We start from the raw sequence: 19,651 nt of genomic DNA, 5'->3' as shown, positions 1-19,651 counted from the left end.
CTAACGGGAATGCTCCTTTAGTTTCCTTTTCTTAAGTTTTACAGCAAACGACCGATTCATGTACCGAAAATGAAGCGGGCGTTTCCGAGGGAGCCGGCGCAATAAAAAAGGCATGACTAAAGAGAGACAAAAAGAACGCTTACAACAGCGCAAAGATGAATTCGCAGCTGTTGCCGCCTTATTTGCCCTCTTTACTCATGCCTGATCGAGTCAGTAACACGTAAAGCGAGACAACCTATGCAGTTGTATTGTTCTTTTTCTCCGCCAGCCGTTGCAAATGCAACGTCAAATAGACCGCCTCGGCATCGTCCGCCGGCAGATGAAGCGTTTGCTGCATGACTTTGACCAACTTCCATGCTAGATTATAGCATAATGGATACGCTTCCTTCAAGATTTTCGACAAATTTTTTGGTTCTTCGACTTTTTCGCCTTTTTTCATCCGCTCAATCGCATAGCGCAAGTGACGGACAAACCGCAAATAATGAACGCTCTCGCGGTCGATGTCAACGCCAAGCTGTTGCTCGACGATCTTGACAAGATCAGCAATGAGCTGGGAATATCGATTCGCTTCCGACACGCTTTGCTTGGAAATCGCGCTATGAATATGAAGGGCAATAAAGCCTGCCTCTCCTTCAGGCAGCACAATCCCGAGCTTTTGTTCAATCATGCGGGCCACTTCATTGGCAATTTCATATTCCAACGGATACAAGCTTTTCGTCTCAGCCAAAAACGGGTTTTTGACATCCAATCCTTGTTCAAGCCGCTTTAATGTAAAAGCGATATGGTCCGTCAGCGCCACATGGATGTGCTCGTCGAGCGGTGCGCCCACGCGTTGCTGAATATGTTGAACCACCTCGCTCATGAGGGCGATGAATTCTTCGCTCAATTCCGGAAGCAGCTTTTTGTATTGCTCTTGTTCGCGTTCGTTTTTCAGAACGAAACATTTTTCCACAGCGCTCTTGGCAATCTCGTCCCCCCGTTTTTTGCCGAAGCCGATTCCTTTGCCGAGCAAAACGACTTCGCCATATGCCGGATGGGAAGCGATTAACACGTTGTTGTTGAGCGTTTTTTCGACGCGAAACGGCTGTTCCATCAGCCTCCCTCCTTTCCGCACCCATCGTCTGCCGCTAGTCTATGCAGACTACATTATAAACCGGATGGGCCATCGCTCTCAATGACGTTTTTTGGATGGGACGCCGCTCTTCTCGACATACTAATGGGAGGGAGGAAAGAATATGCCATACGTATCGATCAACCAACGAGTCCGCCTTTACTATGAGGAAAAAGGAGAAGGAACACCGCTTTTGTTCATCCATCCCCCAGGAATGGGGCATGCCGTTTTTTGCCGCCAAGAACCGCTCGCCCGCCATTTTCGCCTTATTTTGTATGATATGCGTGGAAACGGGCGAAGCAGTTCGTCAGATGCACCGATCACCGTACCGCTGCTTGCCGACGACATTTCCGTATTGCTCCGCGCCCTCGGCGTTCGGCGCGCCATCATTTGCGGCTACTCAAACGGCGGATCCATTGCGCTTGATTTCGCGCTCCGCTATCCCGAGCATGTCGAACAGCTCGTTTTGATCGGCGGGTTTCCGGAAGTGTGCACCCCGCTTTTGTTCAGCGAGTTTTTGCTCGGCATCTCCGCCGCAAAACTTGGGGCCATCCCGCTGCTTGCGGCGGCTCTTGCTTGGGGGCACAAAACGAACTGGCGCGAATGGCAGCTGTTGCGGCGGTACGCCCGGCTGACCCATAAACGGGATTTAAACGCCATGTACCAGGCTGGGCTTGTTTATGGATGCACAAAACAACTGTCTTCCCTCCGCTTGCCCGTGCTCCTTATTTATGGAGCACGCGATCGTTACATCCATCCGTATATCGCTATGTTCCAACGTTATGTGCCGCATGCAGATATTGTGTTTATTGACCAGGCCCGCCATCAAATTCCGACGAAACATAGCAGCGAACTAAACAGCATTTTGCGGGCATACGGCAAGCGGAGCGAAACTGGCCGAAAGGAGGGGATCGCATGTCGAACAAAGGAAGACAAAACAAGGTGAGCCAAGAAGTAGCCAACCCGACCGTCTCCAAGACGGAGGCAGAAATGGCCAAAGACAGCGTGGATACGGCCAAGCAAGCGAAAAAGAACCGCTCGTAGCGACAGCGAGGCTGCCCTTTTTTGGGGACAGCCCCGCTGTTTTGCCGCTATAGCGCCGGCCATCGGCCCGGCTGCCCACTTCGACGGCGACTAGGCCGTCCGGCGCACCGGATGAAGACGGCTGAAAATCATCTTCAATAACGGCGGCGTCACAACAGTCGTTACCAATACGACGATGATCATGACCGCAAACATGTTCCCATCAAGCAGGCCGGCTTCCAAGCCGATGCCGGCGATGATGAGCGCCACCTCACCGCGCGACACCATGCCAGCGCCGACCGCCAGCGAGCTTCCCCACGAAAATCCGGCCCATTTTGCCCCCAGCGCGGCGCCGACAAGCTTTGTCAAAATCGCGAGCGCACTCCAACCGACAATCAGCGGCCAATGCTCGACGATGCCGGAAAAGTCGGCCGCAACCCCGATGGAGGTAAAAAAGACAGGGACAAACAAAGAATAGGCGATCGTTTCCACTTTCTCAAATACTTCTTCCCGATAGTCCGTAAAACTCGCGCCAAGCCCGGCCATATAGGCGCCGATGATCGCCGCCACCCCCATCGCCTCAGCAAAATAGGCAAATGCAAAACAGATGACCAGCCCGGCCGAGACAACCGCCTCTGTCACACGCAACGGGGCAAACCACTTTAATACGAGCGGGATGGCTTTCCAAGCGAGCAAAATGGCGACGGCAAAAAAAACAGCTTTTTTCAGCACGACCGCACCAAGCTCGACGTCGCCGCCAGTTAGGCTTAATAAAAACGCCAAGGCAATGACGACCAGCACGTCGTCGATGACCGCCGCGCCAAGAATCGCTGATCCTTCCTTCGATTGCAGCTGTCCCATCTCTTTGAGCGCCTGCACGGAAATGCTGACGCTCGTTGCGGACAGCAAAAGTCCGAGGAAAAGAGCCGTGCCGGTTTCCATGCCGAACGCTGCGCCGGCCGCATACCCGGCGAGCAGCGGAACGAGAATGCCAAGCACTCCGACCGCCACAGCAGCTTTTCCAGTGCGCCGAAACTGGTCCATATCCGTCTCAAGGCCGGCGATAAACATAAGCAAAATGACGCCGATTTGACTTAACTCCTGCAAAAGATCCGTATCCTCGATCACACCGAACACGCTCGGGCCAAGCACAATGCCGATGAGCAGCTTGCCGAGCACGGCGGGCTGGCCAAGGCGCACGGCCGCATCACCGGCAAGTTTGGCGGCGAACAAAATGACCGCCAGTTGGGCAATCAACATCCCTTCACACTCCTTCGCTTTAAGTCTCTTTTTCGAATTACGTTTATCATGCGTGGAAGGTTTCACTTTTATCATTTCCCGAATTCAGGCCAAAACGAAACATCTCCCTTAGTTGTCTTACCGCTATCGACGCCGCGCCGGGCCAAGCCGGCAAACAAAGAAGCGTTTCATGTTCCAAACCGCTATGTGCCGACATTGCCTATGGTGATCGGCAAAGCATCGGCCTCTGCCCGCCGTGCAACTCGACTGTCTATCAGCCATCGATTGAGACGTTAGCCAAAAAAAAAAACAGACATCCTCGCTCTGCGTGGACGCCTGTTGTTATGACAGCGCATTTTGCCGGCCGTTTGCGGCTTTGACGCCGCCGGACGGAAACGTCAAATGAACAGTCGTTCCCTTCCCAACCTCGCTTTCGATCCGCATCGTTCCTTTATGTTCTTGAACGATTTTCATGCTTGTCGTCAGCCCGAGCCCCATTCCTTTTTCTTTCAAAGTGAAAAACGGTTCACCGATTTTCTGCAGCCGCTCTTTCGAAATGCCGACGCCGGTGTCGGCAACATCGACATAGATCTTCCCGTCCCCTTCCGCAACGTGGACGTATAAAATTCCTCCATCAGGCATCGCTTCGACGGCATTTTTCATAACGTTCAACAACACTTGAACAATTTGGTTTTGATCGCCGTACACACAAGCTTTCGGAGCGGTGTTATGGACGGAAATGGAAACGTTGTTCAACGTCGCCTCATGGCCAATCAAGCTGATGACATACGAAATGGCCTCGTCTAGCAAAAACGGCCGATAATCGTGGCTTTGCGGCTTGGCGAGCACCAGCAGCTCGCTCACAATTTGGTTGATGCGGCCGAGTTCACTTAACATAATGCGCATATAATGATCATTCACTTCGCGCGTTTCTTGCATCATCTGAATAAATCCTTTCATGGAGGTGAGCGGATTGCGGATTTCATGGGCAATGCCGGCGGCCAGCTCGCCAAGGACGGACAGCTTTTCTTTTTTCAAGAGCAGCTCCTCGGCAAGCTTTTGCTGGGTAATGTCGCGGCCGATCGTCAGCAGCCCTTTGCGCGCTCCGTTTTCGTCAAAGAGCGGCACTTTAATGACGTCAAACGTCTTCACTTCCCCATCCGGCGTCGCAAACGACTCCTCGCGGCGGGTGACCGTTCCGCTTTTCCATGCTTCGCGGTCCGATTCGATGCACTGCTCGAAAGCGTCCTTAAAAAACGGCACCAGCTCGCCAAGTTCACGATCGGTTTTCCCGACATAGTCGATACGCTCGAGATGATAAAGCCGCTGTCCGAAATCGTTGACGCGCAGCCATCGACCCTCGCTGTCTTTAAAGCAAACGAAATCGGGCATCGAATTGATGAGCGTAAGCAGCTGTTGTTCATTTTCTTCGATCTTTTCCAGCTGCTCGCGTTTTTTTAACAGCTGGTACAAAAAAATAGCCGAGAGCAAAATAAACACGGCCCCTTTGGCGGCGCCAAGCGCCATATATACAGCGCGGCTGATCGACAGCATATTGAGCAGGGTGTCGGTGGCGGCAATCCATAAAATGCTGCCTATGATATATACTGCGATTACTTTTGTTTTGTTGACCACGTTGTCATCGAACCCCTAACATGCAAAGTCGCTGGCGGCCACGGTCGCCCTCTAGGCTACATTTCCCGCGCCCAGCCGAGCAACCGCACGGCCAAGAGGGCGGCGCGCTCATGGTCAAGCCGCTTTTTTAGCGATGCCTCAAGCCGCTCGGCCACCGCCTCCGCCTCTTCCTCATAGGCGAACGAAAATGACCACTCAAGCGCCGGAATGGCAATCACGATATATTCTTCTTTTCGATTTTCGTAAATGTAGACATTAGCCGGAGCTTGTCCGTCCATCACCGGCGTTTTGCGGATTTTCATTTTTCCGTCCCACCTTTTCCTTTCAAGCCGTCCCCATTTTGTTTATTTTAACAAACGCCCGCTCCCTACTCAATATAAATCATTTTCCTTGTCATTCCCCCGTCGATGACCAAATTGACCCCGGTGATAAAATCGTTTTCCTCATCGCATAAATACAGACAAGCGCGGGCGATATCGTCCGGTTTGCCGACGCGGCCGGCCGGGTGCTGCCGGTGGTCAATGTCTCGCAGTTGCCCATAATCGCCCGTTTCAATCCAACCGGGGCTGATGCAATTGACGCGAATGCGATCATCCGCAAACGACACCGCCAGCGCATGGGTCAAAGCGACAAGGCCGCCTTTCGATGCAGCGTACGCCTCGGAATTCGGCTCGGACATGAGCGCCCTTGTCGAGGCAATGTTGACGATGGCTCCGCCTTTTGCATTGCGGCGCATATATTTCGCTGCTTCTCGAGAAGCAAAAAAAGCGCTGCGCAAATTCGTTGACAGCACGTCATCCCACTCCTCAACCGTCAGCTCATACGGCGACTTCCAGCGTGAGACGCCAGCATTGTTGATCAAATAGTCAATGCGGCCGAAGCGGCCGGCAGCTTCTTGTACAAACCGTTCAATATCGTCCACCTTCCGCACATCCGCTGCCACAAAGATCGCCTTGAACCCGTCCGACTGCAATTGCGCGGCGAACGCTTCACCGTTTTGAATATCGCGGTCGATGATCACGACGTTCGCTCCCTGTTTTGCGAATGCTCTAGCGATCGCCTTGCCGATCCCATTCGCTCCACCGGTGACAATGGCTGTTTTCTGTTCCATGCTCATGTGCAATCTCTTCTCCCTTCCTTTGCTCCGTTTGCTTTCGGATGGGATCCAACCGAAAGAGGTAGGCTTTATGCATGGCCTTCCCTCCTACGATAAGGAACGTTTGTTCTATTCATGACCATTTTATACCTTTCGTTCTCTTGATGCAAGAGAAAGGTGGATGAGGAAAGATACCGATTCATCCCCCACTTGCGCTCACGCATGGAAGTGAGGATTTTCTCGGCTCCAGATGTAAAAAAGACCGCCATTCGGCGGTCTTTTTTGGCATCTTACCGATAGGGGCCATACGAGATTGGAAAGCCAGGCGCATACGGGGTTCCTCCGCCATAATATGGAGGCAGCGGCGCAGCGGGATAGCCATAGCCATACGGCATCACCGGGGCATACGGCTGCGGCGCCATCGGTGGATAGTACAGCGGCGCATACGGATGTGCGCCAGGAACGAAACCTGGTGTCGCACCAGCAGCCATTCCAGACAGCGTGCCAGGAACGGCCACGGGAGCCGTGCTGCCAGCCGGGGGAACGTTTTCTGCATACGGGGCCGTCATGCCATACGGAATAGCGGCGTCATCAGGCGTCATCGGCGGCGTGTTTTCTTTCCCACCCATCGGCCAAACGGAAGCATGGGCCATATTCGGCCCGGCTCCTAAACCGAGCGGCGGCGCCGGCAGCATCATATCGGAGCTGTCCGGACTGTCTGGACTGTCAAGATGGACCGGACTGACAAGCGGCGCTGGCGGCGCAACCGGTGGACACCAATAGCCATAAGGCGCTGCCGGCGGATAATACGCCATCGGCATCACTTGAGTCGGCGTCGCTTCATTTGGTGTCGTTGCCGATAGCGGAGCCATCGGCGGCACGTTATTCTCCATCCATCCGGCTTCATTGTCATGGCCGGAAGAGGTTGAAAACGGACCATTCATATACGGATCCCAATGATTCATTGTTCTCTCCCTTTCTTGCTTATATTCTCGGGGCGCGTACCCACCCATATTGTATGTCAGAACAAGCAAAGGGTGTTTGCCCGGCCAAAATATAGGTATTTAACCCAACAGTCGTCTGTGATACGATCAATAACGGTGACGATGCCGAATCAACGCTTGGGGGGACATGCGATGGATGAAGCACTGGCGGCCAAGCAAATCGATGAATTGCGCAACGGAATCATCTCCGAACTGTTGGTGAAAAAAGAGGACTTCCCTGTTTTTCGTGCCGTGCTCGTCAAACAGCCCGACTTCAAACGATTTCGCGGCATCGCCCAGCGCGGCGGCCACGTTATTTACCACTATATGGATGCTCCACGCAGCTAAAAGCTCCTGTTCCCATGGCTTCACACCCGGCTTTCCGTCCTGGAAGCCGGGTGTTTTTGCTCGCGGAGAATTTTCCATCCCTCTCTATGAAACTAGTCATTTCAATGCCTCGCGCGTTTTTTCCATCATTTCGATAATGACTCATCGCGTGATCCTTGTTACTCTAGTAGCGAGTTTGCAAGACAAAAGGAGGGATGTGGATGAAACAAGCAAAAGCATGGGTGACGGCTATGTTGTGCGGCATATTTTTCTTTGCCGGCCATGCCGATGCGGCGATGATCCACACCGTCAAGCGCGGCGATACGCTTTGGAAAATCGCGAAACAATACGGTGTGCCGCTGAAACAACTGCAGCAGACAAACCGCAAAGGCGATTGGCTATATCCTGGTGAAAAACTCGTCATCCCTGATGCCGGCATCACGGCGGCGGAGAAAGATTTGCTCGCTCGCCTCGTCCATGCCGAGGCGAAAGGGGAACCGTACGCCGGGAAAGTGGCCGTGGCAACGGTCGTGCTCAACCGCGTCGACCATCCGGATTTTCCGGATACGATCCGCGCTGTCATTTATGAGCGCTCTGGCGGCCATTATGCATTCACGCCGGTCGCAAACGGATCGATCAACGAACCGGCCGACCGTGAATCATACCGCGCCGTTGAAGAAGCACTTGCTTTTCGCGGTTTAGGAAACGGCTCGCTCTATTTCTATAATCCGAAAACGGCGAAAAGCAAATGGCTGCGCTCGCGTCCAGTGACCGTCGTCATCGGCAACCACGTCTTCGCCAAGTAAAAGAAGGATAGGCTGCCTTAAAAGACCGTTTTCTCCTAAGCGAGGCGCCATATATGGTCTTTTGAGCATATTGGATGCATATATGCACCCATAAGGAAGGTGCCCAAACTCTTTTTCAGGGCACCTTTTTTAAATATTTAGGAAATAAATCTCTTTACTTGCGCATAAAAATAAGGCACACTAGTAAAAAAGCGCCTAATCCCCGCCGACCGGGGAGCGGCGACGGAATCAGGCAAGCCTCGATTCCCGCGGCCGTTCGCTTGAGCGGTCCGTCCATCATTTTGATTAAAGGAGAATGATGATGATCAAAAAAGCGAAAGTCGGAGATATTATCGAATTTAAAAATGGGCTGCGCGGCATTGTGGAGAAGGTGAATGAAAACTCCGTCATCGTGGATTTAACGTATATGGAAAACTACCGTGAACTCGATTTGCAAGAACGGACAGTCGTCAATCATAAAAACTATAAGATCATCGAATAAAAAAGAGGCTGCCAAGAGCCTCTTTTTTGTTTACGAAATGCGGGCGAGTTCATCACATTCATAGATATGGACGCCGCTCGTTGCTGACGCCGCCCGGTAAAACATCGCCAAAGCAAGCTGATGGGCGTCAACCGGCTTATACTTTTTCCATTTGCCGACGAACAAAAACGGAAGACGGCATAACAACCACCCGCCTAACGCTTCGCCAAGGCGGAACTCCCGGCGCTTGCCGACAAGCAGCGACGGACGAAAAATATGGAGCGACGGAATGGAAAGCCGCTGCAACGCCTCTTCCGTCTCTCCTTTGACTCGCTGGTAAAAAAACGGCGAGCACGGGTTGGCGCCGACCGAAGAGACGGTCAAAAAGCTTTTCGCACGGCACTTTTCCGCCAGCGCCGCGGCGCGCAGCGTATATTCATAGTCGACTTGAATGAACTGCTGCTTTGTTTTCGCCTTTTTGCGCGTCGTCCCTAGGCAGCAAAACACATCGTCCACATAAAAATATCGTTCGTACGATTCAAGCCGCGCAAAATCGACGACGACTTGCTGCAGCTTTTCATGTTCCACCGGCAGCGGAGTGCGGACGAAAATCGTCACACAGCGGTACAAATCCGACTGCAGCAACAGCTTCAGCAACTCTCCGCCGACCAAACCGCTCGCTCCAAGCAAAAGAGCTGTTCTTCGCTCCAACGCCAAAACCTCCAAGGCAAACATTCATTGTTCATTATATAGGAGTTGGAGCGAAAAAACTACCTCTTTTTTTTATCTCTAGCGGTTGTCGACTTTTTCTGGATACAAGTCATGATTGAGCAGCCGGTATTCCGCCATTTTTTCGTATTTCGTCCCCGGGCGTCCCCAGTTGCAGTACGGATCGATGGAAATGCCGCCGCGCGGGGTGAATTTGCCCCACACTTCGATATAGCGCGGTTCCATAACTTTAATCAAATCGTTCATAATGATGTTGACGCAGTCTTCGTGAAAGTCGCCATGATTGCGGAAGCTGAACAAATACAGCTTCAACGATTTGCTTTCGACGCATTTTTTGTCCGGGATGTAGGTGATGTAAATCGTCGCGAAGTCCGGTTGTCCGGTTTTTGGACACAACGTCGTAAACTCCGGACAATTGAACTTCACGAAATAATCCCGGTCAGGATGTTTGTTGTCAAACACTTCAAGAAGATTGGGATTGTACGTAAACGAATACGTTGTCCCTTGATTGCCAAGCAGCGTCAAGTCTTTCAATTCTTCCTCTTTTCTTCCTGCCATTCCTTCATTCCTCCCTCATTATTCATTGCCGGGCGAATCGCCGCACCCCGCTTTACACGCCGCGCTTGTTTCCCCAAAGAAGCGTGTGCAGCTGCGGCAGGATGTGGACGTCTGCCAGCTCCTCCGAATCGGCGGCTTGTTCCACCAGCCATTCCAACCGACTGAAAAGCTTCGCGCGGAGTGCATCCACATCCGAATCGGCCACATCGGCGTTTCCTGTCTGCAAATAAAACGGAACGCCTGGGTAGCGGCAGTGCACCTCTTTCGCATACGCCAAATCGGCGTCATCAAAGACGACGACTTTCAAGCTGATGCGCCGCACCCGGCTTTGGTCAGCCTGCAGCCGTTCCATGATTTGATCGAGCGCCGCCCAGTCGGTGTCCATCCCCGAGCTTGGCGGCTTCGGGGAAAGGGTGACATCGTCAATGTCAAGCAGCCAATCCTGCCAACGGCTCCCTTGCGTTTCAACCGCAACCCGCATCCCTTTTTCATGAAGAAGCGCGATGAGCTCCCCAAGAGCCGCAATCAGAAGCGGGTTGCCGCCTGAAATCGTCACGTGGCGGAAGCGGCGGCCGCCAATGGCTTCAAGCCGCCGCCAAATTTCGTCTGCCGTCAGCTGCTCGATCTCGTCTTTCGCTGATCCGTCCCACGTAAACGCCGAATCGCACCAGCGGCAGCGGTAGTCGCAGCCGGCTGTGCGGACGAACATCGTCTTTTGGCCGATCACCATTCCCTCTCCTTGGATGGTCGGACCAAAAATCTCCAACACCGGAATCGTGCGCGCCATTACCGCTCCCCCGCTTTCGGCCGGTAGACGACATAACTTGTCGGCGTTTCGCGGACAAACACTTGCAAACATGTCGGCTTGTGCGGCAGCGTATCCAAATAGCGCTGAATCGTTTCATAAATCGTGCGCGCCACCACTTCCGTCGTCGGAAACCGGTTCGGGTCGTTTTCATCAAAGCAATCGGCATGGTCATTGAGCAACGTATGATCCAGCTTTCCATGCACAAGCTGTTTGATCGTTTGAAAATTGACCAAAAATCCGCTTTCATCGAGCTCATCGCCGGCGACCGTCACATTGACGATGTACGTGTGGCCGTGCACGTTTGCGCAACTCCCGGCCGCTTCGTGCGGGATGAAATGGGCGGCGGCGATGTGCATATCTTTGTTCAACTCATAGCGGTAATGATGCGCCACCTGCGGATAGAGCTGATGCATCATCGCGACTCCACCCCCGCTTTTTCCCGCAAATATTCATCCAACCCGCGCTTGCGCAGCACGCATGCTGGACATTCGCCGCAGCCGTCGGCGATGATGCCGTTATAGCACGTCAGCGTCTTCGTGCGAATGAACTCGAGCGCCCCGAGCTCATCCGCGAGCTTCCACGTCTCCGCTTTCGTCAGCCACATGAGCGGCGTATGAATGACAAATTCGTAATCCATCGCTAAATTCAGCGTGACGTTCAATGATTTGATAAACACATCGCGGCAGTCCGGATAGCCGCTGAAATCTGTTTCGCACACTCCAGTCACAATATGGCGCGCGCCCCGCTGTTTGGCGAACACGGCAGCGAATGATAAAAACAATAAATTGCGCCCGTCCACAAATGTCGTCGGCAGCTCGCCTTCCTTTTGTTCAATGGCGATGTCGCGCCGCGTCAAGGCGTTCGGCGCCAATTGTCCAAGCAGCGACATATCGAGCACCGTATGACGGACGCCAAGCTCGCCAGCGATCGCTTGAGCGACGTCAATTTCCCGGCGGTGGCGCTGGCCGTAGTCAAACGTCACCGTTTCCACTTCACCAAACTGTTTTTTCGCCCAAAACAAACACGTCGTGCTGTCTTGGCCGCCGCTGAAGACAACGACCGCCTTTTCTTCCTTCATCTTCATCATGATCAACCTCCTTCTGAATCAGCAGAAGAAGAGGTTTCCAAAACAAAAAAGGCCATACCCCTAGGATACAGCCGTCCCTAGTTTTTTATAGAGGGTTTTGCTAGAAACCTCTCCCGTACAAGCGTACGGAATTGCGATTCTTCTGTTTTTCTTCTTTACTATACCATACTTATGGCTTTTGTTGTAGCGTCTTTTTCACTTTTTCCGCTGTCCATACATACACATACAGGAGCGGAACATACACCGCGACAAGATAAAACCCTGCCTTCGCTGTCCATTCCGTCAACTGCTCAATATCTGTCTTCTCTTGGAAAAACAGCGTCCCGACAAATAAGCAAGCGAGCAACACTGGAAGCGAACGGCGTTGCTGAACGGCAAACAGCTGTTTCACAACCCGCGTCGCCGCCCAAATAGAGACCGCGATGATCGGGAACACAACAAGTACATAAATCGAGATGACGATATATTCCATTCTCTCGATAAACGGCACTTCCGGAATTTTGGCCAGCGTCAGCGTCGGCCATGTAATATGCTGAACTTGCTCTTTGTTATAAAACACAATGGAAATGAGGATCAAAACAAAATAAATGAACATCGTAAATGCGTTGGCCGCATGCGCCCACTTTTGCGAGGACGGAGCGTTTTTTAAAAACGGGTAATACATAAGCAACATTTCAAACCCTAAATATTGCAGCACCATCTCTTTCGATGCTTTTGCCAATTGCCCAAACGAATGGTCGAACACCGGCAATAAGTTCCGGTATTGAGCATACTCAAGCGGAAAGAAAACCATCGGAAAAATCGTCAACAGCGGAATCACCACCCCCCAAACGCATAAGCCGACAACGACGCGAAACCCGCCGGAGACGGCGTAATACGTCAGCAGCAAAAACACGAGGCTGAACTGCCACGCCCCAATCAACGGGAACACCCATACTTTAATGATTTCAATGTATGATTGAAGCACCATAAACGCCGCCAACGCGTAGTAAAAAAGAAGTCCAAGGCTCAGCACCCCGCCGATCCACCGCCCGAAGTACTGTTCATGAAGCGACACGAGGTCTCCGCCTGATGGAGAATGCGACAGCAGCCGATACATCAGCCAAATCAACACGTGCGCCGCCAATCCGGCCATTAAGACAGCCATCCAGGCATCCTGCCCCGCCTCTTTCATGAGAGGACGCTGAAAATTGAGTGCCCCGACCCCAACTTGCGTAGCGTGAATGACAAAAAATACAAGAAACGGGGAGATGAGAAACCGTTCCTGAATGGCCTGCTTCATCCTAATCCCTCCTCATGTTCCCCGTCTTATTCGCCAATGCCTGTATGGACGATATCCACCGTGACGTGCGGGCGGATGTCTAGATTCGGGTATTCGCGGTAAAACGCGTCGGAATCCCAATGTCTTGTCACGCTGCGAACAAAATCTCCAATGCCGAGCGGGTCAATCCGTTTTTTCTGAAAATAGTGGAATAACCGGCGCATATTATGCTCCAATTCGTTTTGCATCTTTTTCTTCACATCAGCAAACAAATCACCTCCCGGCTGATCGAGCCATGACGGGTAATCCCTCACCGACGCATGGATATGGACGAACACATCAAGCACATGGCGGCTTCCATCACGCTTCCATTCATATTTCGGCTTCGCCCATAAGTTTTGCAGCATCACCCGATCCTCGCCTTGTTTTCCGCGATTCCCAACCTTCAACTGGTAGACGCCGTTTTTCGTTTCTCCAAGCAAAATTTTCATTAAAAACGAATCACGCAAACTCACATGCCCGACATATCGGTCGTCGCGAAACAACGCGACCCCTTCAAGCTTGACGAAATCTCCTTTTTTCTCAAAATACGGCAAAAACGGATCGCTGCCTGGGGAAAAATAGCGATACAAAAACAAGTGCAAATTCGTTTTCGGCAAGTTCATCGACTGCTCATTCTGCTCCACCAGATTCGGCAAATACAACGTATCGCTCAGCGTCGTTTTCGCCGTGATGTTTAGCAGCTCCTTCGCGCTTTCTTCCGCCACGCCAAGCAGCAAATGACTGCCGACTTTGTTGTTGCGCGCGAGGCTGTGCGTAATTTGCGTCACCCCCCGCCGAGCAAACTCCTTGCCGAACAAAATCAAGCGCAGCTGCCCTTCCTCAATCGGCAGCGCGGATTTCGATGACAGGCGCGGGATTAAGTCGTAGATTGTCGGCGACGTCGTCGTCAGCATATTCGGCTTTGTCATCGGCCCTTGCTTGAACGTCGGGTACACCGCAGTGCCCGTGTAGCGGCCGTTCTCGAAATCATACCCCATCTGTTGAATAATTTGAATTTCGTCAATCGGCCGCGAACTGGCGCAGCCGCCAAGCAACAGCAGCGCACCGAGCCATAGAAGCCCACGCCTCATCACGATCCCCCTTACTCATCAATATCGCGTTTTTGCTTCGCCGCATTCGGATCGTAACGAAACCGCGACCGCGGACGAAGAAACATCGGCCGCTCCGCCGTTTCACTGTATGGCGAACGAATGAATGTATCGCGGAAGCTGCGCACACGAAATGGATAAAACGGCAGCAAATACGGATAACCAAACGACTGCAGCCGCCCTAAATGAATGAGCAGTCCACAGACAGCAAAGATAATGCCGATCCCGCCCCAGAAAGCGGCAAACAAAATAAACGGGAACCGAATGAACCGAATCGTGTTGGACATTTTGAAAATCGGCGTTGTAAACGAAGCGAGCGCCGCCAACGCGACGACAATCAACAAAATCGTACTCGTCAGCCCGGCATCAACGGTTGCTTGCCCGATGACAATCCCGCCGACAATCCCGAGCGTTTGTGCGACTTTCGTCGGCAGCCGCGCCCCGGCCTCGCGCAACAGCTCAATCGTAATTTCCAAAAACAGCACCTCGAGCATCGGCGGAAACGGCACGTTCGAGCGGGAATAAATGATCGGGCCGAGCAAGTCTTCGGGAATCATTTCATAATGATACGTCAGCACCGCCACATAAATCGGCGACGCCAACACCGAAAACGCAACGCCGAAAAACCGGATGAGCCGGAAAAACGTGCCGAGCACCCATGGCAAATAATAGTCTTCCGGCGACGTAAAAAAATCGAAAAGAGCGGCGGGGCCAATCACGGCATACGGGGAGCCGTCGCAAAAAATGACCACCTGACCCGACACAAGCGCATAGATGGCCCGATCGATCCGCTCGGTCGAGATAAAAAGAGGAAACGGTGTCCGTGAATTATCCGCAAGAAGCTGATCCAAAATGGCGTTGTCAAACACGACGTCAAAATGAATGGACTCAAGCCGCTGCGTCACCGTTTGAATGACTTCCGGATTAGCGACGCCATCGATGTAGGCGATGACCACTTTCGTTTTCGACACCGAACCAATCGACATTTCCCGAAAGACAAGATTCGGCGTCACCACTTGCCGGCGGATGAGGTGCAAGTTGACCCCGACGTTTTCCACAAACCCGACTTTCGGTCCGACGACGCTGAATTCGTTTTCCGAATCATTGTTTTCCCGAAGCCCTAAATTTTCGGCGGCGGCGCTCATGAGCGCCGCTTTGTTCGGTTGCTCGCGGAAGGTGACCGCGACAAACCCTTTCAGCACCTTCTCTTCAATCAGTGCCGTGTCTTCACTCACCTCAATGCGCTGAATCGGCACGATTTGCTGCAAGTCTTCCAAACGGACAGTTGGATGGTTTGGAATGTCGTTTTGCAAATGGCAAAGAATCCGCTCTTGCAGCACTTGCGGATCGACGAGCGAATCGAAATAGTAAATCGACAGCTCCTTGCCTCCGACAACAAACGACACTTCGACAAAATCGCTCGATTGCCGAAGCTTTTCCCAAAGTTGCGAAAGATTCCTCTGTGCGAGGCGCTTTTTCTTTTTCTTCCAAAACGAGAACCAACCCACGATGATCCCCTCGCCTTTCCGTTTACGGCATAGTCTTCCAATCGATCGATATTTTTATGCATCCCCCTTTCATCCTATTGATTCGACAAAATCTTCTATATATTATTGAAAATAGACAAATAAAAAAAGGAGAATCGTCTATGAACAAATTGACGAAACGGCGCCGGGCAAAACAGGCGTTAAAAAAAGTAACAGCAACGGCGGAAGCACTGCGGCGGTCCATCGACCGAACGCGTCCGCTTGAAGAACAGCTTGACCGCATCCGCACCTTTTTAGACGAGCGGCTCGGCCGTGATGAATATTTTGTTCTTGTCAATGAAAGCGGATACGGAGTTGTCCATACGAACCGCCTTCGCGAGGGAAGGGTGTTTGCCGACCCAGTCGGGCTGGCCGCCGCCCGCACGAACAAGCCGCTCTTGCAAGTGTACGAACGCGATACAGGCGAAGTGTTGATTGACGCCAGCTGCCCGTTTTGGACGGAGCCGGGCGGAAGGCGGATCAATTTGCGGATGGGGCGGCTCATGCACCGTCCGTATTTGCAATGGGCGTTAGCAAGCGTCGCCATTGCGCCCGCAGCCGTTGGGCTGGCCGCTTCCATCGCAGGGGCGCCGCCCATTTTGGCCGCGCTGTGCGCCGCTCTCGCTGGGCTTGGGCTTGGCGCCGCCTGGCATCGGGCCATTGCCGCCGAGCTTCGCCATTGGTACAGCGTCGCCCGCACTGTCTCCTCGGGTCAATTGCAGACAGAAGTGAAAACGACGGGAAAACGGGATGAATTTCATCAAATCGCCTACGAAATCAACAAAATGATTCTCGGCATCCGCACGATCATCAATGAGCTTGGCAAAGCGGCCAAAACGGTGCATGATGTCAGCCATGAGCAACAAATGGAAATGCGCCGCCTCTCTGAATCGTTTGACGAAATCGCCGCCGCCGTCGAAACGTTCCGCGAAGGGGCGAAACAACAAACGACCGCCGTCGAGCAAGCGGATGATGTCATCGGGCAGATGGTGGAACGCGTGCAACTCATGCGGGCCGCCGTTGAACGCGTCGTAAGGCAAGCGGGCGACGCTTGGTCGTCAGCAGCAGAAGGCATCCGCCTCATTGAGGAAACGAAAACAAACATGGACGCGATGCAGCGCGGCATCGGCGAAATGACTGCCCTCATCGACAAAGCAGCCAATGAAGCAGCGCGCGTTCATGAGATGATCGCCGCCATTCGCACGATCGCCAAACAAACGAACTTGCTCGCCCTAAACGCCTCGATCGAAGCGGCGCGGGCGGGTGAAGCGGGCCGCGGTTTTTCGATCGTCGCCGAAGAAGTCCGAAAGCTCGCTGAAGATACAAACGCGTTCGCCGCTGAAATTTTTGCTTCGCTCGACGCCATGACGAACGCGCTCAAAGAAACGGTGCAAGCTGTACAAGGAAGCGGCCTCCGCGTTGAAACAACGAAAGACTCGCTTTGGAAAACAGGGGAAACGTTCACATCGTTTCAAGGCATGTTCGCCCAACTGAACGACTTGCTTCAGCAAAACGAAGCGTATGTTAACGCCATCACCGCCGACGGCGAGCAGCTCGGCGGACTGATGGAAGACGTACGCACCGTCGCCGCCGATTTTTCAAACATGGTGCAAGAAACGGCGGCTGGGCTTGAGCAACAAACGCTCGCCCTTCACCAGCTGGCTCGGGAAGCCGACACATTGGCTGCGGCAGCGCGCGATTTAGAAAAAATGATCGCCCGCTTCCACTCATAAAGCAACGAAGCCCTTTCGTCCCCCTTCACCAAAAAACTTTGGGGAACGAAAGGGCTCATTTACCGGCGCGGCAGCTGCCGGCGCCAAAGAAGCCACAAAAGCACAAGACTCATATAACCAAACAGCGGATAGATGAATGACAGCAGCTCCCCGTAATGAAACGGGCTGACCGCCGCAAACAGCAAAACGAGCAGCACGCCCAGCCATTTCCCGCCAAGCGGCGCCCAAACGCGCACTTGGCGTGCAAGTCCAAACATGCCGCCGATGACCGATGTAAAAATTTCTCCGTAAATGACGACGACATAAAGCCAATACAACACAGTAAAAAACGTATGAACGACTTCGGCCATTGGAATATCATAATCGTCCTTGTGTGGAAACGACAGCAGCACCATATGGTTCAACAGCAGCAAAACCGTCAACACCATTCCGCCTAACATCGCTCCGCGCCTCACCGCTCGCTCATCGGTCGCTTCGCGGGCGATGGGGACAAGCACCGCTTGGGCCATCGCCAAGTTAAAGGCCGCATAGGAAAACGGGGACAACATCGCCTTGAGGGAATAGTCCACCGCAGCCATGTCCGGACGGCACAAATCGCCAGCCACGATTGTTTTCACAAAGGCGATGGCGCTGAACAGCACCATCATCGGCGCGACAAACACGTTGACGCCAAACAGCCCTTTGCGGTCAAACAACATGACTAGAAGCGCCAAACCGAGCGTCAGCGCAATTCCCGCCTGCCTCGGCCAGCCGATCTGCTCTTCAAACACGGCACCCGCCCCGGCAATCATCACCGCCGTCACCCCCGCGATCATCGCCGTCATCACAAGCGTCACAAACGGACTCAACATTCCTCCGAACAAATAGCGATTCAATTCATCATATGACGCGGCTCCAATGCGGCGCGCCATCACCATCAGGCGCGCGCCGCCCCATGTGAACAAAACGCCGCTGACCGCCACCCCGATCGTCCCAGCCATTCCGTAGCGGGTAAAAAATTCAATAATTTCCCTGCCAGTCGCAAATCCCGCTCCAATCACCGTGCCGACGTAAACAGCGGCGATTTGCCATGCTTCCGACCACTCGTGTCTCTTGCCCAAATCCTCCATCTCCCTCTCTTGTCCGTTGCTTTATTGCCATATATATGTCCGGCATGGACAAGAAAGACGACAGAACGAAAAAAGAAGGCATCCGAGACAAGATGCCTTCTCACACACCGCAAACTCTCTTCATTTCATGAATATGACGTGCGATGTGAAATCGCGTTTCCATCAATGAACCGTCACCTGTTCGACTTGATGTTCGTGCAGCCCGCCGCTTCCTTCGACGTGCACTTTCACCGAATACGTTCCCTTGTTGGCAAACGTGGCCATGGCTTCGTATTCGCCGTTTCCTTTTTCATCTGCATCCACAAATTCATGCTTATTGTCCGCCTGCCAAATTTCAAAGCGAACGGTGGCGTTCGTAAACGGCTTCCCATCTTTGGTGAGGTGAACGGTCAATGCCGCCGGTTTTCCGGCTTCGAACGAACGGGACGACAGCGAAATGGCGACGGCGCCATGATGGTGTTCTTCAGCACTGCCTTGGGAATTTTCGCGCGCACCGTCAGCCGTCGCCGCCTGTTCCGGGCTGCCGGCGACAATATCTTTCTTCGGCATGTTATGCATGTCGCGCGCCGTCACATGGGCGACCACCGAATATGTTCCCGCTTCGGTGAACGTTTTTTCCACCGAGTATCGGCCGTCGCCGTCATGCTTCGCTTCAAGCATTTCCCGCTCGTCGCTTCCATGCTTCCATACTTCAAACTTGACTTCGTTCGCATCGTCTACTTTTTCGCCGCCGTACGTCACGACGCAGGCGAGCTTGGTCGGTTTGTTCAAATCGATATGATCCGGCGCATCGATTTTCACGTCAAGCACGGCCGGCGTCTCGGCTTGCTTGTTGTGATTTGTACAAGCAGCCATGATCATCATCCCCAAAAGTACAACAGCAAACGCGAAACCAACCTGTCTTCTCATCTTCACCTTTCTCCTTTTTCCTTCAAATTCATGATCATCATGAGCACCAAAGACGGAGTCTTTTCCGCCTCTTTTTCTGTTTTTCACTTTATCATAGCTT

The 19,651-nt window shown here is 52.9% G+C and carries 22 protein-coding genes; 6 read left to right on the top strand and 16 right to left on the bottom strand.

Annotated features, from left to right (window positions below):
* Nucleotides 1-235: 235 nt before the first annotated feature.
* Complete coding sequence (locus DI44_RS11390) at nucleotides 236-1,093, bottom strand: transcription antiterminator (RefSeq protein ID WP_011230491.1); 858 nt, start codon at nucleotides 1,091-1,093, stop codon at nucleotides 236-238.
* Between the two features lie 142 nt (nucleotides 1,094-1,235).
* Here DI44_RS11390 and DI44_RS11395 point away from each other — a divergent pair, with 142 nt between their 5' ends.
* Nucleotides 1,236-2,057 carry an alpha/beta hydrolase gene (locus tag DI44_RS11395; RefSeq protein ID WP_011230490.1) on the top strand — a complete coding sequence of 274 codons (822 nt, stop codon included), beginning with the start codon at nucleotides 1,236-1,238 and terminating at the stop codon, nucleotides 2,055-2,057.
* Nucleotides 2,027-2,155, top strand: coding sequence for a hypothetical protein (locus tag DI44_RS19625; protein WP_011230489.1), 129 nt, complete (start codon nucleotides 2,027-2,029; stop codon nucleotides 2,153-2,155). Before DI44_RS11395 ends, DI44_RS19625 begins: the two co-directional genes overlap by 31 nt.
* A gap of 90 nt (nucleotides 2,156-2,245) precedes the next feature.
* Here DI44_RS19625 and DI44_RS11400 read toward each other — a convergent pair whose 3' ends face one another.
* The 5 genes from DI44_RS11400 to DI44_RS11420 all read right to left on the bottom strand — a co-directional run bounded on the left by DI44_RS11400 (nucleotide 2,246) and on the right by DI44_RS11420 (nucleotide 7,069).
* The gene (locus DI44_RS11400) at nucleotides 2,246-3,394 is read right to left on the bottom strand and encodes a cation:proton antiporter (protein ID WP_014195304.1); all 1,149 of its coding nucleotides are present in this window, start codon (nucleotides 3,392-3,394) and stop codon (nucleotides 2,246-2,248) included.
* Between the two features lie 321 nt (nucleotides 3,395-3,715).
* Nucleotides 3,716-5,008, bottom strand: coding sequence for an ATP-binding protein (locus DI44_RS11405; protein ID WP_033024978.1), 1,293 nt, complete (start codon nucleotides 5,006-5,008; stop codon nucleotides 3,716-3,718).
* A 56-nt stretch (nucleotides 5,009-5,064) separates the two neighbouring features.
* A complete protein-coding gene (locus DI44_RS11410; RefSeq protein WP_011230486.1) occupies nucleotides 5,065-5,310 on the bottom strand; it encodes a YueH family protein in 246 nt (81 codons plus the stop codon).
* Between the two features lie 65 nt (nucleotides 5,311-5,375).
* Entirely contained in the window at nucleotides 5,376-6,125 is a 750-nt protein-coding gene (locus DI44_RS11415) for a glucose 1-dehydrogenase (protein WP_013523280.1), read from the bottom strand.
* A 269-nt stretch (nucleotides 6,126-6,394) separates the two neighbouring features.
* Nucleotides 6,395-7,069 (bottom strand): hypothetical protein, encoded by a 675-nt coding sequence (locus tag DI44_RS11420; RefSeq protein ID WP_011230484.1) that lies wholly within the window; start codon nucleotides 7,067-7,069, stop codon nucleotides 6,395-6,397.
* A gap of 171 nt (nucleotides 7,070-7,240) precedes the next feature.
* Here DI44_RS11420 and DI44_RS11425 point away from each other — a divergent pair, with 171 nt between their 5' ends.
* From DI44_RS11425 to DI44_RS0117010, 3 genes are all read left to right on the top strand, one after another.
* Complete coding sequence (locus tag DI44_RS11425; RefSeq protein ID WP_011230483.1) at nucleotides 7,241-7,435, top strand: hypothetical protein; 195 nt, start codon at nucleotides 7,241-7,243, stop codon at nucleotides 7,433-7,435.
* Between the two features lie 200 nt (nucleotides 7,436-7,635).
* Nucleotides 7,636-8,220 carry a cell wall hydrolase gene (locus tag DI44_RS11430; protein ID WP_014195301.1) on the top strand — a complete coding sequence of 195 codons (585 nt, stop codon included), beginning with the start codon at nucleotides 7,636-7,638 and terminating at the stop codon, nucleotides 8,218-8,220.
* Nucleotides 8,221-8,521: 301 nt separating this feature from the next.
* A complete protein-coding gene (locus tag DI44_RS0117010) occupies nucleotides 8,522-8,701 on the top strand; it encodes a DUF2187 family protein (RefSeq protein ID WP_013145942.1) in 180 nt (59 codons plus the stop codon).
* Nucleotides 8,702-8,731: 30 nt separating this feature from the next.
* Here the strand turns inward: DI44_RS0117010 and DI44_RS11435 are convergent, their stop codons facing one another.
* The 8 genes from DI44_RS11435 to DI44_RS11470 all read right to left on the bottom strand — a co-directional run bounded on the left by DI44_RS11435 (nucleotide 8,732) and on the right by DI44_RS11470 (nucleotide 15,782).
* On the bottom strand, nucleotides 8,732-9,415 hold the full coding sequence (locus DI44_RS11435) for an NAD-dependent epimerase/dehydratase family protein (RefSeq protein WP_014195299.1): 684 nt from the start codon (nucleotides 9,413-9,415) through the stop codon (nucleotides 8,732-8,734).
* A gap of 54 nt (nucleotides 9,416-9,469) precedes the next feature.
* Entirely contained in the window at nucleotides 9,470-9,967 is a 498-nt protein-coding gene (gene queF / locus DI44_RS11440; RefSeq protein WP_013523276.1) for a preQ(1) synthase, read from the bottom strand.
* A gap of 52 nt (nucleotides 9,968-10,019) precedes the next feature.
* Nucleotides 10,020-10,754 carry a 7-carboxy-7-deazaguanine synthase QueE gene (queE, locus tag DI44_RS11445; RefSeq protein ID WP_033024976.1) on the bottom strand — a complete coding sequence of 245 codons (735 nt, stop codon included), beginning with the start codon at nucleotides 10,752-10,754 and terminating at the stop codon, nucleotides 10,020-10,022.
* Entirely contained in the window at nucleotides 10,754-11,191 is a 438-nt protein-coding gene (gene queD, locus DI44_RS11450) for a 6-carboxytetrahydropterin synthase QueD (RefSeq protein ID WP_033024973.1), read from the bottom strand. The genes queE and queD overlap by 1 nt, the downstream gene beginning before the upstream one ends.
* The gene (gene queC / locus DI44_RS11455; protein ID WP_198527189.1) at nucleotides 11,188-11,853 is read right to left on the bottom strand and encodes a 7-cyano-7-deazaguanine synthase QueC; all 666 of its coding nucleotides are present in this window, start codon (nucleotides 11,851-11,853) and stop codon (nucleotides 11,188-11,190) included. The genes queD and queC overlap by 4 nt, the downstream gene beginning before the upstream one ends.
* Nucleotides 11,854-12,031: 178 nt before the next feature.
* On the bottom strand, nucleotides 12,032-13,144 hold the full coding sequence (locus DI44_RS11460; protein WP_033024971.1) for a GerAB/ArcD/ProY family transporter: 1,113 nt from the start codon (nucleotides 13,142-13,144) through the stop codon (nucleotides 12,032-12,034).
* 26 nt (nucleotides 13,145-13,170) lie between these two features.
* Nucleotides 13,171-14,256: a Ger(x)C family spore germination protein gene (locus DI44_RS11465; protein ID WP_033024969.1), complete on the bottom strand. Its 1,086-nt coding sequence runs from the start codon at nucleotides 14,254-14,256 to the stop codon at nucleotides 13,171-13,173.
* An 11-nt stretch (nucleotides 14,257-14,267) separates the two neighbouring features.
* Entirely contained in the window at nucleotides 14,268-15,782 is a 1,515-nt protein-coding gene (locus DI44_RS11470; RefSeq protein WP_033024967.1) for a spore germination protein, read from the bottom strand.
* A 140-nt stretch (nucleotides 15,783-15,922) separates the two neighbouring features.
* Between DI44_RS11470 and DI44_RS11475 the strand changes: the two genes are divergently transcribed.
* Nucleotides 15,923-17,533 (top strand): methyl-accepting chemotaxis protein, encoded by a 1,611-nt coding sequence (locus DI44_RS11475; protein ID WP_033024966.1) that lies wholly within the window; start codon nucleotides 15,923-15,925, stop codon nucleotides 17,531-17,533.
* A gap of 59 nt (nucleotides 17,534-17,592) precedes the next feature.
* On the opposite strand, the gene DI44_RS11480 is transcribed toward DI44_RS11475, so the two are convergent.
* Together DI44_RS11480 and DI44_RS11485 are read right to left on the bottom strand one after the other, a co-directional pair.
* Nucleotides 17,593-18,633 (bottom strand): hypothetical protein, encoded by a 1,041-nt coding sequence (locus DI44_RS11480; protein WP_081823166.1) that lies wholly within the window; start codon nucleotides 18,631-18,633, stop codon nucleotides 17,593-17,595.
* Between the two features lie 171 nt (nucleotides 18,634-18,804).
* Nucleotides 18,805-19,551: a FixH family protein gene (locus tag DI44_RS11485; protein ID WP_015374266.1), complete on the bottom strand. Its 747-nt coding sequence runs from the start codon at nucleotides 19,549-19,551 to the stop codon at nucleotides 18,805-18,807.
* Between the last annotated feature and the right edge of the window lie 100 nt (nucleotides 19,552-19,651).

The organism is Geobacillus sp. CAMR5420 (assembly GCF_000691465.1).
GTDB lineage: Bacteria > Bacillota > Bacilli > Bacillales > Anoxybacillaceae > Geobacillus > Geobacillus thermoleovorans.
The sequence above is the reverse complement of the archived record's forward strand: the minus strand, read 5'-3'. Positions and strand labels throughout refer to the sequence as shown.